Here is a 13,723-nt window from a genome sequence, read left to right on the forward strand (position 1 = left end):
CCCCCACCCCAACCCGCCGCAAGCAACGGCAACGCCCCACCCGCCCCCGGCGACGGCGACGACCACGACCCGCAACTGCCACTCGACCACGACCCCGACCTGCCCTTCTGATCTTCCGGGGCTGCGTCACGGTGGTCGCCGCCCTGCGTGGAGGTGGTCACCGCCCCGGTCGAGTCACCGTCGCGGCCCGCGCACCCAACCGTGCGTCGGGGCGCCCACCCCTGCCCCAACCCGTCGACCAGGTGGCCGTCGAGCGGCTCCGGCGCTTCGTCGACGAGCTGGCGGGCCACCGGGCGCCCCGACGCAGCGACACGTGCACAGCCTCGTCGGCGTCGCGCGATCACGGCTAGGCGTCGGCTAGGCGTCGGCTAGGCGGGGACGTCCTCGCTCAGACGCTCGGCGACGACCTTCGAGACGGCATCGGCGCCCATCGTCACGCCGTACAACAGGTCGGCGATCTCCATGGTGGGGGTCTGGTGCGTGACCAGCAGAACCTGCGAGGTCTGCTTGAACGACTCCACCACCTGCAGGAACCGCCGCAGGTTCACCTCGTCGAGTGACGCTTCGACCTCGTCGAGGACGTAGAACGGCGACGGCCGGGCCCGGAAGATCGCGAACAGGAACGCCAGCGCGGCGAGCGACCGCTCCCCGCCGGACAGCAGCGACAGGCGCCGGATCCGCTTGCCGGGCGGGCGGGCCTCGACCTCGATGCCCGTGGTGAGCAGGTCATCGGGGTCGGTGAGCGTCAGCCGGCCATGACCGCCGGGGAAGACGGTTGCGAACACGTCCTCGAACTCGCGGGAGACGTCGCGGAAGGCGTCGGCGAACACGTCGCGGATCTTGGCGTCCACAGCCCGGATGATGTCGTGGAGGTCGCGGCGACTGGTGAGGAGATCGTGCAGCTGACGTGACAGGAACCGGTGGCGTTCTTCGAGCGCGTGGAACTCCTCGAGCGCGAGCGGGTTGACACGGCCGAGCGACGTCACCTTGCGTTCGAGCGTCTCGAGCTGTGCGACCAGGTCGGCCCGGTCGTCGGTGGCCGCGTCGGGATGCTCGGCGAGCAGATCGTCGGGCGCCAGCTGGAACTCGTCACGCACCCGCGTGGTCAGCTCGTCGAGGCGGTGGCGCACCTCGGCCCGTTGCAGGTCGGCGGCGTGGCGCCGCTCCCGTGCCGCGTCGAGCTCGGTCGCCTGCTCCCGCAGGCGACGGCGGAGCGCGGCCAACTCCTGTTCCCGGCGCGCCCGGTCGACGTCGAGACGATCTCGGTCGGCGCACGCGTCGCGGATCGACCCTTCGATGTTGGTCAGCGCCTCCGCGGCGACCGCTGCCAGGTCGCCGCAGCGGCGTACGTGGTGGCGACGCAGGTCGCGCCGACGAGCGGCCTCCGCCAGGGCCTGCTCGACCTGGTGGGCTTCGTCGCGCAGCTCCGCGGCGCCACGTCGCAGATGCTGCCCCTGTTCGTCGAGGCGCTCGACCGCCAGGCGGGCGTCCAGCTCGCGGCTGCGGCACTCCTCGACCCTGCGGTCGAGCCGATCCGCTTCGGCGTCACGGTCGGCTCGGTCGGGGTCGTCACCGGCGGGCGGCGCCACCAGCTCCTCGGTCTCCAGGGTCACCAGCGCCTGCTGGTGGCGCTCGACCGACGCGGTGAGTTCGGCCCGGTGCTGGCGTAACAGTCCCTCCTGGCGGGTGAGCGCGTCGAGGTCCTTGGTGAGGCGCGCCAGCTGGTCAGCGGCGCCGGTGATGCGGGCGTCGGACCCATTGAGCGCCGCGGTGGCCGTGGCGAGCTGGGTGCGCCGTTGGTCCACGCGGGCACGGGCTTGCGCAACCTCGGATGCCGTCGCCGTCACAGCGTCATCGAGCGCGGCGACGCGTCGTTCGGCTTCCTCGGCGGCCGCGGCGCTGACCATCGACGAGCGGTCCGGCGTCGATCCCCCGACGAACCCGCAGGGACCGGCCACGTCTCCGTCCGGGGTGACGAAGGTCAGATCGGGATGTTCCTCGTGCAGCGCGACCGCCTGGGGCCAGTCGACGACGATGAAGGTGCCGGCCAGAGCGTGGCGAAGTGCCGCCAGCACCCCGACCGAGTCACGGTCACGGGCCGTCAGGAGTTCGGCCACCGGCCGGGACCCGGCCGGTGGGGCGGGCGCCACGGCGGCGGCCTCGTCCGCGGCGCGGGACGGGAGCACGACTGTCCGCCCGTGGTGGGCGCGACGAAGGTGCGCCACGGCGCCCGCTGCGTGACCCGCGGAACGTGCCACCACGGCGTCGTCGAGCGGGCCGAGCGCGGCGGCCACGGCGGCCTCTGCCCCGGCCTCGACGCGGACGTGGTCGGTCAGGAGGCCGAGCACCCCGTCGAGCTGTGACCTCAGCAGCGCCGTGGCGCCGTCGTCGGTCTGGGCGGAGGCGGCTCGCAGGGCTTCTGCCCGGGCGGCCTGGGAGGCCCGTTCGCGCTCGAGGTCGTGTTGGTGCACGACGGCTGCTTCCAGGTCGGCCTCGGCCTCCGCGAGCGCGGACTCGGTGTGCTCGACGCTCTCGGTCAGATGCCATTCCTCGGCGTCCAACCGACGGATGTCGTCCTGTACCCCCTCGATCTCCACACGCAGTTGTCGCCCGCGGGCGTCGAGTTCGCCCAGCTGGGTCTCCAGCCGTGTCGCCTCCGCCGAAGCGGCGTCCACGGCGTTGCGGTGCGCGCGGACATCGCCCTCCCACCGCAGGTAGCGCTCGCGCGCCTCGGTCCGTGCCCGCGCGGACGCGGCCTGGTTGCGCTCGTGTTCGCGCCGGGCGAGCTGCGCGTCGCGACTGGCGACCATGGCCCGTTCCAGTTCGGCGCGGGCTGTGGCCAGGGCCTGCAGACGAGCGGAGTGTTCGGCGTCGACCCGGTCAGCCTGGGCGCGGAGTTCGTCGGGGGGGCGCCCCGCCAGCGGGTCCTCGACGTACTCAAGGAGGTGACGGCGGCGGGCCTCGATCAGGGTGGCGGTGCCCTGCAACCGTTCCCGCAAGCGTGCGAGCCGTTCGACGGCGGCTCGGGCCGCTTCGGCACGGGGGGCGTCGGCCCGTAGCTGCTCCTCGGCGCCGTCGACCGCAGCCTCCAGCTCGCCGGTCGCCGCCTCGAGCGCGGCCTGTTCGGTGGCGGTCGCGGTGTCGTGCTCGTCTGCCTGCTGCCACGCTCGACGCAGGCCTGCCAGATCGTGTCCCGCGAGTCGGGTGCGCGCCTCGCGCAGTTCCGCCTGCAGCCGCGCGTGCTTGTTGGCGGCTTCGGCTTGCCGCTCGAGGGGACGCAGCTGGCGGCCCAGCTCGCGCAGCACCGTGCGCAGTTTCTCGACGTGGACGTCGACGTTCTCGAGCTTGCGGTGCGCGCGTTCGCGCCGGCGGCGGTGCTTCAGGATCCCTGCGGCCTCCTCGATGAACGCGCGGCGCTCCTCGGGCTTGGCGTGAAGGATCGCGTCGAGCTGGCCCTGCCCGACGATGGTGTGAAGTTCGCGGCCCAGACCGGTGTCGGACAGCAGCTCCTGGACGTCCAGCAGGCGGCACTCCACGCCGTTGATCGCGTAGATGTTCTCGCCGCTGGCGAGGATCTCCCGCGACAGACGGACCTCGCTGAAGCCCTGGGCGGAACCGCCGAGCCCGACCCCGCCCAGGCCCAGCTGGCCACGTGAGTTGTCGATGACGATCTCGACCTTGGCCTGACCGACCCCTGGGCGGCCCGGCGAACCAGCGAAGATGACGTCGGCCAGTTCACCGCCCCGCAGCACCTTCGCCGAGCGCGTTCCCAGGACCCACGCGAGCGCGTCCACGATGTTGGACTTCCCGGACCCGTTGGGTCCCACGATCGCGGTGATGCCGGTTTCGAACGCGAGGACGGTGCGCTCCGCGAAGGACTTGAACCCCCGCAGCGTGAGCGACTTCAGAAACAAGCTGCGAACCTCACCCGCTTCGCGTCCACGTCGGTGCCTCGGTGGTGGCCACCCGACGGCGCCCCCGTTGGCCGGCTCGGACGCTACCGACTGGTCGCCCCGGATCGGTGGAAGCTTCGCGGGGCGTGGCGGAGACGCGCGTGATCCTGGCTGGAGTGGCGGACGGGATGGGCCAGGACGGGACGGGCCACGGGGGGGCCGGTGCGCCCGGGAACCCGGAGTTCAGCCGATGCGGATCAGGCCAGCGCGGAGCTCGCGGTGTCCAGCGGTGTCTCCGCATCGAGATCGATCACGCGGCGCTCGTTGCGGGAGAGAGCCTCCTCGGCCCGCTTCAGCGCCTCCTCGAGGGCGGCGACCCGTGCGCGGAGCGCCCGGACCTCCTCCAGGAGCGCGAACGTACGCGGGTCCGCATGTGAGCCGACGATCGCTTTGGCCATGTGATCTCCCCAGTCGGGTCATCCGACCCGTGCTGTGCGCCCCGTGCGTCCCGGTCTGGCCCCCCGCGTGCCTGGTGACGCCGGCTCAGCGCGGACGTGCGGCAGCGCGCCGTGCCCACGCATGGTACCGGACCGAGACGACACAGTCGAACCGACGGTGACGCTCGTGGCGGGCGGTCGTGGGCCGCGACCACCCGCCCGGATGGTTCCCCCGTCGCCGTTCAGTGGCGGACTTCGAAGTCGTCGAGACCCTCGGGTTCGCGCTCGTCGCTCTCGACATCCTCGACCCGGGCGGCCCGCGGCCCACCGGAGTGGACCCAGTCAACGACCGTCTCGACCGCGTCGGGTTCTCCTTCGACCCACAGCTCGACGGAGCCGTCACGGCAGTTGCGGACCCAACCGGTCGCTCCCACCTCTCGAGCCCTCTCACGCGACGACGCACGGAAGAACACGCCCTGGACGCGACCGCGGATCTGCAGATGTCGCGCGGTCCGGCTCATATCTGGCAGCCTCGGCAGTGGTAGGTCAGGTAGCGTCCCTTGACCTTGGTCTTGACCACCGTACGCCGGCATCGCAGACAGGGCTGGCCCTCACGTCCGTAGACCTTCAGGTGCGCGATCGGCTCGCCCTCCTCATCGAAGGCGAGATCGGGGGTGGCGTCCTCGAGCGTGGTGCCACGCTGCTTGATGGCGGCCTGCAGCACCTCCTGGGTGGCGCGGTACAGCCGGCGGACCTCCTGGGTCGACAGCGTCTCCGACGACCGGTCGTGGCTGAGGCCCGCCGCCCACAGTGCCTCGTCGCTGTAGACGGTCCCGATCCCGAGGACGTGGCGCTCGTCCATCAGCAGCTGCTTGAGGGGGTCGGCGGCGGCCTGCAACCGCTCGGCGAACGCCAGCCAGGTGGGGTTGTCCTCGAACAGGTCGAGCGCGTCCGGGGGAACCTCGGCGGCCGCGAACGCCTCCTGGGTCGGCACCACCCCCATGTGGCAGGACTCGCCCTCGCTGGGGTCGGTGACGTGGATGGCCCCGCCCGTCGTGAAGGTGACGACGACGTCGGTGTCGGGCCCGGCCGGTTCGTTGATCGTCTCGCGGTGCAGCGTCGTCGTGTCACCAGGATCGATCACCCAGCTGTGTTCGTCGTCGAGATCGAGGAACAGCACGGTCCCCCGGCGCCGGACCGCCTCGATCTTCCTGCCCTCCAGCGCCTTGGCGAACTCCGGGCGGGTGCGGTGGTAGGGCCGCACGATCGCGGCGATCTTGACGTCGACCTCCTTGACCCGCTTGCCCACGATCTCCTTCTCGAGGTCCTTGCGCAGGACCTCCACCTCGGGTAGCTCGAGCACCCCGTCACCTCTCCTGCGCGTCGGGGCCGGGCGCCGATCGGTCGCTCCGGCTCAACAACCGGTAGGCCTCGCGTGCGGCGGCCTGCTCGGCCTTCTTCTTGCTCCCGCCGGTCCCCCGTCCGCACTCGATGCCTTCGACCGAGACCACGGCTGTGAACTCCGGGGCGTGGTCGGGACCCTCCTCGTGCAGGGCGTAGACCGGCAGGCTCCCGAAGCGCGCGGCGGCCAGTTCCTGCAGGCTCGTCTTGTAGTCGAGCGCCGCGCCGCGAGTGGCCAGCTCCTCCAGACGCTCGGCGAACAGGCGACGCACCAGCGCCGAGGCGGCCTCGAAGCCGCGATCGAGGTGCACTGCTCCGAGCACCGCCTCGAACGTGTCGGCCAGGATCGAATCCTTGTCCTGCCCGTCGGTGGCGACCTCGCCCTTCCCGAGGCGGACGAACCGGCCGAGGTCCAGTGCGCGGGCCACGTCCGCGAGCGTGGCGGTTCTCGTCGCCGCTGCACGCAGCTTCGTCAGGCGCCCCTCGGGCGCCTCGTGCATCTGCTCGAAGATCAGGTCGGTCACGACCAGCGTCAGCACGGCGTCACCGAGGAACTCCAACCGTTCGTTGGTCGGCAGGCCACCGTGCTCGAACGCGAACGACCGGTGTGTCAACGCCCGTCGCAGGATCCCGCCATCGCTGAACTGCATCTCCAAGCGCGCTTCGAGCTCGGCAAGCTCCGGGCGGTCAGCGTCGTCGCCGGTTGTGGGGACCCGCTGCACGGACGCCTCCCGGGTTGTCGTCGTCACTCGCGTCGCGACAGCGGTCGTGGCCCTCCGTTGAGGCGCGGGTGGTGGCCCCTAGTAGCTTTCAGGCTCGATGACCTGCTGGCCGCCGTACGAGCCGCATACCCGACAGACGGTGTGCGGCCGGATCGGGCTCTTGCAGCGCTTGCACGTGGCGTACGTCGGTTTGGCGAGGCGGAGCCAGTTGGACTTGCGGTGCCGCGTCCGTGAGCGGCTCAGCTTCCTCTTGGGGACGGCCATGACGTCTCCTGTTCAACGATCGATCGTGATCAGCCCGGCGGCAGGCTGAGGTCCTGCAGCGGTGCCCACCGTGGATCCACCCCGGTGGTCTCGCCGTGCCCGCAGCCAGACACGTTGCGGTCGGCGCCGCACACGGGGCACAGGCCGCGGCAGTCGGCGTGGCACAGGGTGCGCAGCGGAATCGTCGCGACGATCGCGTCACGGAACATGGCGACGAGATCGATGACGCCCTCGGGCAGGATCTCGTACCCGGCCTCGACCTCCTCGGCGTCGGGGTCGAGACGCCGAGGGTCGATGTACAGCTCCGACACGGCGACGTTGTGGTCGGCGTCGACGTCGGTCAGGCACCGGCCGCAGGGCAGCGACGTGGCGAACGCCAGCCGGCCACGGACCAGCAAGCCGTCGACCAGCATCTCGAGGCGCAGGTCGACGCCGATGGGTCCGTCGAGTGCCTGGTCAGCGGGACCCCAGTCGCTCGCGGGCGCGTCGACCTCGCCACGGGTCAGCGTGGCGGTGACCTCCCGCGTCGCACCAGGGCGGTCGACGAGGTCGGTGATGGGGATACGCACGTGGAGGCTCCGAGTTCGTGGATCGGGAGGCTAGCACAACAGCCACATAGCGCGCGCTGTGCGCACGTCTTCGCGCGCTGACCCGACTCCCGGCGGAACAGGGGGTGGCGGCCACGCGCACCCCGCTCAACGCCATCACCTCGTCTCCCATTCCTCGTCGGCGCGCTCTTCCTCGACGTCGGCGAGGTCGTCCGCCGCGATCCGCCCGCGGAGCTTGTCGCGTCCCCGTCCCACCGCCGCGAGCGTCTTGTTCAGCACCACCTCGAAGTTCGCGAGCTTGGCGTCGACGTAGTCCTCGGCTTCGAGGCGGATCTGGCGGGCGTGCTCCTGGGCCTCGTCGATGACGCGGTCGGCCTCGCGGTTGGCGGCCTGGACCACCTCCGTCCGTGACACCAGCCGGGCGCGCTCCGCCTCGGCGTCCTCGCGGAGCTGCGCCGCTTCGCGCCGGGCCCGGTCGAGGATCTCGTCACGCTCCTTCAGGATCCACCGGGCCTGGCGCAACTCGTCGGGGAGCGAGCCGCGCAGTTCGGCGATCACGCCTTCCAGCTCGGCCCGGTTGAGCATGATGGAGGCGGACAGCGGGACGTTCTTCCCGTCGGCCACCATGAGCTCGAGCTGGTGGAGCTTGGCCTCGACGTCCAGAGAGCCGCTCGGTGCGGCGCTCCACGAGGTCGGACGGCTGGTGTCGGTATCGGCCATGTGGACTCTCGCTCCGTGGTGTTCCCTGCCAGCGTACTGGCGGGGGCCCGGGCTCAACCGAACTCCTCGGCCAGCGCCGCGGCGACCTGCGGGGGTACCAGGCCCTGAACCGACCCGCCGAGGCGGATGACCTCCTTCACCAGCGACGACGACAGGTACGACCAGTCGGGGCTGGTGGACATGAACAGGGTCTCGACGTCGCCCAGCCGCTGGTTCATCTGGGCCATCTGGAGCTCGTACTCGAAGTCGCTGACCGCGCGGAGGCCCTTGACGATGACGCCGATCCCGCGCTCGTGGCAGAAGTGCACCAGCAGCCCCTGGAAGCTGGTGACCTGGACGTTACCCAGGTGGGCGGTGGTCTCCTCGATCAGGCGCACACGGTCGCCGACGTCGAACAGGGGCTGCTTGGTGGGGTTCTGCAGCACCGCCACGACGACCTCGTCGAAGCGCGACGCGATGCGCTCGATGATGTCGAGGTGGCCGTAGGTGACCGGGTCGAAGCTCCCCGGGCACACTGCGGAGTTGCTCATCGGCCGGACCTTCCGTGCGTCGCCAGCCGGGAAACTACTGGCCGACCAGGTGTCCTTCGGCCACGGCTTCGTGCAGGACGGTGTCGCCGTAGCGCCGGGTCCGGGTGGGCCGCAGGTCGGTCGGCCATGGCGGCGCGGGGGCATGGTGGCTGGCCTCGAGGACCACCAGGCCGTCCGGGGCGAGCACCGTGGGCAGGTGTGCGAGCACGTCCGCCAGTTCCATCCGGTCGGTGTCGTAGGGAGGGTCGATAAGGACCAGGTCGAACGCGGTGCCCGGCAACCGATCACGGAGCGCCGCGCGAACGTCGGCGTGCAGCACGACGGCGTCTTGGCCCAGTCCGGTCCGTTCGAGGTTCTCCACGAGCGCCCGGTGGGCGCCGGCCGCACGCTCGACGAAGACCGCCAGCCGCGCTCCCCGAGACAGCGACTCGATGCCCAGCGCGCCGGAACCGGCGTACAGGTCGGCGACGGCCGCTCCGGGCAGACGCGGTTGCACCGAGGAGAACAGCGCCTCCTTCACGCGGTCGCTGGTCGGGCGGGTCCCGCGCCCGCGGGGCGCCGTCAGCCGCCGTCCACGGGCGGCCCCGGCGATGACCCTGACGGCAGCCTCCTCGACCGCGAGGTGGCCAGGGTACGACGCGACCGGCCTCATCCCGTGGCGAGCGCCTCGAGCTGCTCCAGGCCACCGCGGTAGCGGCGGCGGACCTCTGCCCGCAGACCAGCCAGCCGGGGCGCCGCCAGGTCGGGGTCTGCGGTGACGAGCTCGCCGGCCAGCTGCCGGCAGTGGACGACGACCTCCAGGTCGTCGGCGAGGCGGGCCAGCTTCAGGTCGGGCATCCCCGACTGGCGGCTGCCGAACAGCTGACCCTCCCCGCGCAGCTCGAGGTCGACCTCGGCGAGCGCGAAGCCGTCATGGGTCAAGGCCACCGCCTCCAGCCGGGTCCTGGCCTCGTCGGTGAGCTCCTCGCCCGGCCGCCCGGCGAACAGCACGCAGTAGCTGCGGTCGGCGCCGCGGCCGATCCGGCCGCGTAGCTGGTGCAGCTGGGAGATCCCGAACCGATCGGCGTCCTCGACGATCATCACGGTGGCGCTTGGGACGTCGACACCGACCTCGACGACGGTGGTGGCCACCAGGACGTCGAGTTCGCCGCGACGGAAGGCGCTCATCGCCGCGTCCTTGTCGTCGCCCCGCATCCGTCCGTGGACCAGCCCGACCCGCAGGTCGGCGAAGACCGTGTCACGCAGCCGGATGTACTCGTCCTCGGCGGCGCGGGCGGCCACGTCCTCGGAGCCCTCGACCAGCGGGCACACCACGTAGGTCTGGCGTCCGCGGGCTGCCTGCTCGCGGACGAAGGCGTACAGGCGCTCACGTCGACCGGTCTGGTCCGACGTGATCACTTGGGTCACGACCTCCTGGCGCCCCGGCGGGAGCTCGTCCAGGACGGTGACGTCGAGGTCGCCGAAGAGCGTCAGCGCGAGCGAGCGCGGGATCGGCGTGGCGGTCATCACCAGCACGTCGGGCGCGGCGGCGTGGTCGGTGGCCTTCTCACGCAGCGACACGCGCTGGTGCACGCCGAAACGGTGCTGCTCATCGATCACCACCACGCCGAGGTCGGCGAAGCGCACCCCCTCTTCCAGCAGCGCGTGGGTGCCAACGACGATGTCGGTCGTACCCGACAGCAGCTCTGCGAGGATGCGACGCTTGGCGGCGGTGGGCGTCGCCGAGGTGAGCAGCTCCAGGCGGATCCCGTCGAGGACGTTCACGCCCAGCGGAGCGAGCTGGTCGGTCAGTGTGCGCTGGTGCTGCACAGCGAGGACCTCGGTCGGGGCCATCAGGACCGCCTGACGGCCGTTGTCCACGGCGCACAGCATCGTCCAGGTGGCCACCAGGGTCTTGCCGGATCCGACGTCACCCTGCAGCAGCCGGTGCATCGGGCGGTCGGCGGCCAGGTCGGCCCCGACCTCGCACGTCGCGCGCTGCTGGGCCGCGGTCGGCGTGAAGCCCAGCGCGTCCAGGAACCGGCTGGCGCGACCGTCAGGCGTCGGGCCGTTGTCCATTCCGGCCCTGCCGGCCTCCAACCGGACGCGCCGCCAGTGCAACCCGACCTGGAGGGTGAACAGCTCATCGAAGACGATCCGGCGTCGGGCGGCGGCCGCGGCACGGTGATCGGGCGGGGAGTGGATGGCGCGGACCGCCGTGTCGAGTGGCATCAGCCCGAGCTGGTCGCGGAGGTCGTCGGGGAGGAAGTCGTCGACCTCAGGCAGCCGGTCCAGCGCGGCGTCGATCCACCCCTGCATCCGCCAGCTCGGGACCGCCTCCGTGGCGGGGTACACGGGGACGAGCCTGCGGTGGTGGACGTCGCCTGTCCGCCCGTCACGCCCCAGGTCGTGGACGTCGGGCATCACCAGCTGCGGCTGGCCGTGGCGACGCTCGAGCGTTCCCGAGAACGTCGCGACGGTCCCGGGCGGGTGGCGACGTGGTCGCCAGTCCTGGTTGAAGAACGTCACGGCGAAGGGGGTGCCGGTGCCGTCCCGGACGGTGGCTTCGCTGATGGTGAGGCGGCGGCCGGTCCGCTTGGAGGTGGGCTGCCGCTGCGTCCACTGCACGACGGTCCCCACGAGCGTGACCGGCTCCCCGACCGTCGCGAGGTCCAGCGGGACGAGCTCGCCGAGATCCTCGTACCGCCGTGGGTAGTGCTCGATCAGGTCGCGAACGGTCTCGATCCCGAATTGCGACCGCAAGGTTGTCGCGCGCCGGGATGCCACTCCCGGGACGGTGGCGACGGGGTCGTCGAGGTCCAGCCGGTCGGCCACTGCTCGGCTCCTGTGAAGCTCGCCAGCGTGGGCGCAGGGTACAAACGCGCCGTGGCCGAGCCGCGAACGTCGACCGCTGCGAGCGGCGCCACGGTGCGGCACGGCCGCAGGTGCGCTAGTCTGCGATCCGTCGCCTGCCGCTCGTTTGACGCGGGTCGACACGCACCCTCGGTCGCGCCCAGCATCGTGCTCCCGACATCGTGCTGTGGTTGTGCTGTGTGACCGTGCGTCGAGTCGTGAACGGAGTCACAATGGCGGCTGTCTGCGAGATCTGCGGGAAGGGCCCCTGGTACGGCAAGCAGGTCAGCCACTCGCACCGGCGTTCGTCGCGGCGGTGGAACCCCAACATCCAGCGGTTGCGTGTGCTCAAGGACGGACGGGTGCAGCGGGTCGATGTGTGCACGTCGTGCGTCAAGGCGGGGAAGATCCAGCGACCACCGGTGGGCAGCGGCGGCTGACCCACCCCGCGCCCCCGGGACGTCGCCGTCCCGAGCAGCTGTGGGTCTGGATCGGACACCGTCAGCAGTCGTGTCCGATCTCCCAGCCGGGGTTGACCGGACCAATCCCGTGTCCCACCCGGATCCCGTGCTCGATCGCTCCGGTCACGAACCTCTTCGCCTCTCGCACCGCGGCGACCACGTCGTCTCCGTGCGCCAACCGAGCAGCGATCGCCGACGCCAGCGTGCACCCCGTGCCGTGCGTATCGCGCGTATCGAGCCGGCGAGAACGGATCTCGTGGTAGGCGCTGCCGTCGGTGAGCAGGTCGACCGCGTCGTCGTTGTCCGGCAGGTGCCCGCCCTTGACCAGCACCCAGCGCGGCCCCAGTTCCAGCACGGCGTCGCCCGCCCGCCGCAGGTCCTCGGCCCGCTCGACCTTGACGTCGCTCAGCAGCGTCACCTCCCCCACGTTGGGCGTGACGACCAACGCCCTGGGCAACAGGTCGTTGCGCAGCGCGTCGACCGCATCGTCTCGCAGCAGCGGGTCCCCGTGCTTGGACGCCGCCACCGGATCGACCACGACGGTGCGCACGTCGTACTCGTCGAGCGCCGCGGCGACGGCGGTGATGATCGCGGAGTTGGCGAGCATCCCGGTCTTGACGCTGTCCACACCGATGTCCTCGACGACGCTCTTCAGCTGGCGGACGACGAAGTCGGGTGGGATCTCGTGGACGCCCTGCACCCCGACCGTGTTCTGGGCGGTGAGAGCCGTGATCACGCTCATGCCGTACGCGCCGAGTGCCTGGAAGGTCTTCAGGTCGGCCTGGATCCCCGCTCCACCGCCGGAGTCGGAGCCCGCCACCGTCAGCACGCGGACGGGACGCTCGCTCATCCTGCCTCCTCCTGCCGTCGGGGTCCGTGCTCGTGGCCGAGCCGGCTGATGTCGCGCTCGCTGCCATCGGCGAGGCGCAGCGCGACGCCGTCCCCGTCCGTGACCGTACCGACCTCGTGCCAGACGAACCCCCGCGCCAGCAGCTGCCGCGCCAGGTCCGCCACCCGGTCGGGCGGCACAGCAGCGACCAGCGCGAGGTCGTCGCCCCCGCCGCACAGCAGCTCGAACAGGTCGATCGCGAGCGCCTCGGCCACGGCGGCCACGCCCGGGTCGACGGGGAGCCGCTCGGCATCGACGACCACCCGCACGCCGGAGGCGGCGGCGACGTGGCCCAGGTCCCGCCCCAGTCCGTCGCTGACGTCGATGCAGGCGTGCGCGCCGTGGCGCGCCAACGCCGCGCCCGCCTCAGGAAACGCCTCCGGCCGGCGGTGCGCGCGCAGCAGCTGCGGATGATCGTCGAGCAGGTCGCGACGTCCGGCGCGGTGCGCCGCCAGACCGGCCGCAGCCGCCCCCAGCGGTCCGATCACGATCACCGCATCGCCGGGGCGGGCACCCGACCGCAGCAGCGGGCGCTCGGCGTGGAGCCGGCCGAGGACGGTCACGGCCACGGCCAGCACCGGTCCGCCGGCGATGTCCCCGCCGACGAGGGCGACCCCCCACCGGCGTGCGGCCTCGTCGAGGCCGGCGTACAGCGCGTGCACGGCGTCGTCGGGCAGATCGGCGGGGCGGATCAGCGCGACGACCGCCGCGGCGGTCGATGCGCCGACGGCGGCGAGGTCGCTGACGTTCACAGCGATCGCCTTCCAACCCACGTCCGCGTGGTTGGAGATCGTCAGGTCGAAGTGCACACCCTCGACGAGGGCGTCCACGGCGACGGCGATGTCGGCATCGCCGAACGTGACGACCGCGGCGTCGTCGCCGACACCGAGCGGGATACCCGGGCCCGCTCGGGCCAGGCGGGGCTGCAGTGCGGCGAGCAACTCGAACTCCGGCGATGTCACCGCGATCGCTCCTGTCTCCTCGACGGTGTCCCGCTGCGCGGCACGGCGACCATGCCCGGTCTGA

At 71.9% G+C, this 13,723-nt stretch carries 14 protein-coding genes; 1 reads left to right on the forward strand and 13 read right to left on the reverse strand.

The genetic code is table 11. From position 1 onward, the window contains the following. Positions 1-368: 368 nt before the first annotated feature. The 11 genes from smc to recG all read right to left on the reverse strand — a co-directional run bounded on the left by smc (position 369) and on the right by recG (position 11,329). Positions 369-3,914, reverse strand: coding sequence for a chromosome segregation protein SMC (smc, locus tag KY462_14365; protein ID MBW3578894.1), 3,546 nt, complete (start codon positions 3,912-3,914; stop codon positions 369-371). A gap of 236 nt (positions 3,915-4,150) precedes the next feature. Further along, on the reverse strand, positions 4,151-4,351 hold the full coding sequence (locus KY462_14370; GenBank protein MBW3578895.1) for a hypothetical protein: 201 nt from the start codon (positions 4,349-4,351) through the stop codon (positions 4,151-4,153). A 221-nt stretch (positions 4,352-4,572) separates the two neighbouring features. After that, a complete protein-coding gene (locus KY462_14375) occupies positions 4,573-4,851 on the reverse strand; it encodes an acylphosphatase (protein MBW3578896.1) in 279 nt (92 codons plus the stop codon). Beyond that, a complete protein-coding gene (locus KY462_14380; protein MBW3578897.1) occupies positions 4,848-5,693 on the reverse strand; it encodes a hypothetical protein in 846 nt (281 codons plus the stop codon). The genes KY462_14375 and KY462_14380 overlap by 4 nt, the downstream gene beginning before the upstream one ends. A 4-nt stretch (positions 5,694-5,697) precedes the next feature. Next, positions 5,698-6,381 carry a ribonuclease III gene (gene rnc, locus KY462_14385; protein ID MBW3578898.1) on the reverse strand — a complete coding sequence of 228 codons (684 nt, stop codon included), beginning with the start codon at positions 6,379-6,381 and terminating at the stop codon, positions 5,698-5,700. A gap of 150 nt (positions 6,382-6,531) precedes the next feature. Then, a complete protein-coding gene (gene rpmF / locus KY462_14390; GenBank protein MBW3578899.1) occupies positions 6,532-6,717 on the reverse strand; it encodes a 50S ribosomal protein L32 in 186 nt (61 codons plus the stop codon). Between the two features lie 29 nt (positions 6,718-6,746). Continuing rightward, positions 6,747-7,286, reverse strand: coding sequence for a DUF177 domain-containing protein (locus KY462_14395; GenBank protein ID MBW3578900.1), 540 nt, complete (start codon positions 7,284-7,286; stop codon positions 6,747-6,749). A gap of 135 nt (positions 7,287-7,421) precedes the next feature. Beyond that, positions 7,422-7,985: a hypothetical protein gene (locus KY462_14400; protein ID MBW3578901.1), complete on the reverse strand. Its 564-nt coding sequence runs from the start codon at positions 7,983-7,985 to the stop codon at positions 7,422-7,424. A gap of 53 nt (positions 7,986-8,038) precedes the next feature. Next, positions 8,039-8,515, reverse strand: coding sequence for a pantetheine-phosphate adenylyltransferase (coaD, locus tag KY462_14405; GenBank protein MBW3578902.1), 477 nt, complete (start codon positions 8,513-8,515; stop codon positions 8,039-8,041). Positions 8,516-8,549: 34 nt separating this feature from the next. Then, positions 8,550-9,167 (reverse strand): 16S rRNA (guanine(966)-N(2))-methyltransferase RsmD, encoded by a 618-nt coding sequence (rsmD, locus tag KY462_14410; GenBank protein ID MBW3578903.1) that lies wholly within the window; start codon positions 9,165-9,167, stop codon positions 8,550-8,552. Further along, a complete protein-coding gene (recG, locus tag KY462_14415; GenBank protein MBW3578904.1) occupies positions 9,164-11,329 on the reverse strand; it encodes an ATP-dependent DNA helicase RecG in 2,166 nt (721 codons plus the stop codon). The genes rsmD and recG overlap by 4 nt, the downstream gene beginning before the upstream one ends. Positions 11,330-11,580: 251 nt before the next feature. Between recG and rpmB the strand changes: the two genes are divergently transcribed. After that, the gene (gene rpmB / locus KY462_14420; GenBank protein ID MBW3578905.1) at positions 11,581-11,787 is read left to right on the forward strand and encodes a 50S ribosomal protein L28; all 207 of its coding nucleotides are present in this window, start codon (positions 11,581-11,583) and stop codon (positions 11,785-11,787) included. Between the two features lie 61 nt (positions 11,788-11,848). Here rpmB and thiD read toward each other — a convergent pair whose 3' ends face one another. Next, positions 11,849-12,658: a bifunctional hydroxymethylpyrimidine kinase/phosphomethylpyrimidine kinase gene (thiD, locus tag KY462_14425; protein ID MBW3578906.1), complete on the reverse strand. Its 810-nt coding sequence runs from the start codon at positions 12,656-12,658 to the stop codon at positions 11,849-11,851. Continuing rightward, entirely contained in the window at positions 12,655-13,659 is a 1,005-nt protein-coding gene (gene thiL / locus KY462_14430; GenBank protein MBW3578907.1) for a thiamine-phosphate kinase, read from the reverse strand. The genes thiD and thiL overlap by 4 nt, the downstream gene beginning before the upstream one ends. Positions 13,660-13,723 lie beyond the last annotated feature (64 nt).

The organism is Actinomycetota bacterium, from assembly GCA_019347675.1.
Lineage (GTDB): Bacteria > Actinomycetota > Nitriliruptoria > Nitriliruptorales > JAHWKO01 > JAHWKW01.

Bases quoted from the DNA above. Each gene is read 5' to 3' on its own strand.
- KY462_14370 (MBW3578895.1), bottom strand. From the start codon at position 4,351: ATGGCCAAAGCGATCGTCGGCTCACATGCGGACCCGCGTACGTTCGCG.
- KY462_14375 (MBW3578896.1), bottom strand. From the start codon at position 4,851: ATGAGCCGGACCGCGCGACATCTGCAGATCCGCGGTCGCGTCCAGGGC.
- rnc (MBW3578898.1), bottom strand. From the start codon at position 6,381: ATGCAGTTCAGCGATGGCGGGATCCTGCGACGGGCGTTGACACACCGG.
- rpmF (MBW3578899.1), bottom strand. From the start codon at position 6,717: ATGGCCGTCCCCAAGAGGAAGCTGAGCCGCTCACGGACGCGGCACCGC.
- KY462_14400 (MBW3578901.1), bottom strand. From the start codon at position 7,985: ATGGCCGATACCGACACCAGCCGTCCGACCTCGTGGAGCGCCGCACCG.
- coaD (MBW3578902.1), bottom strand. From the start codon at position 8,515: ATGAGCAACTCCGCAGTGTGCCCGGGGAGCTTCGACCCGGTCACCTAC.
- rsmD (MBW3578903.1), bottom strand. From the start codon at position 9,167: ATGAGGCCGGTCGCGTCGTACCCTGGCCACCTCGCGGTCGAGGAGGCT.
- rpmB (MBW3578905.1), top strand. From the start codon at position 11,581: ATGGCGGCTGTCTGCGAGATCTGCGGGAAGGGCCCCTGGTACGGCAAG.
- thiD (MBW3578906.1), bottom strand. From the start codon at position 12,658: ATGAGCGAGCGTCCCGTCCGCGTGCTGACGGTGGCGGGCTCCGACTCC.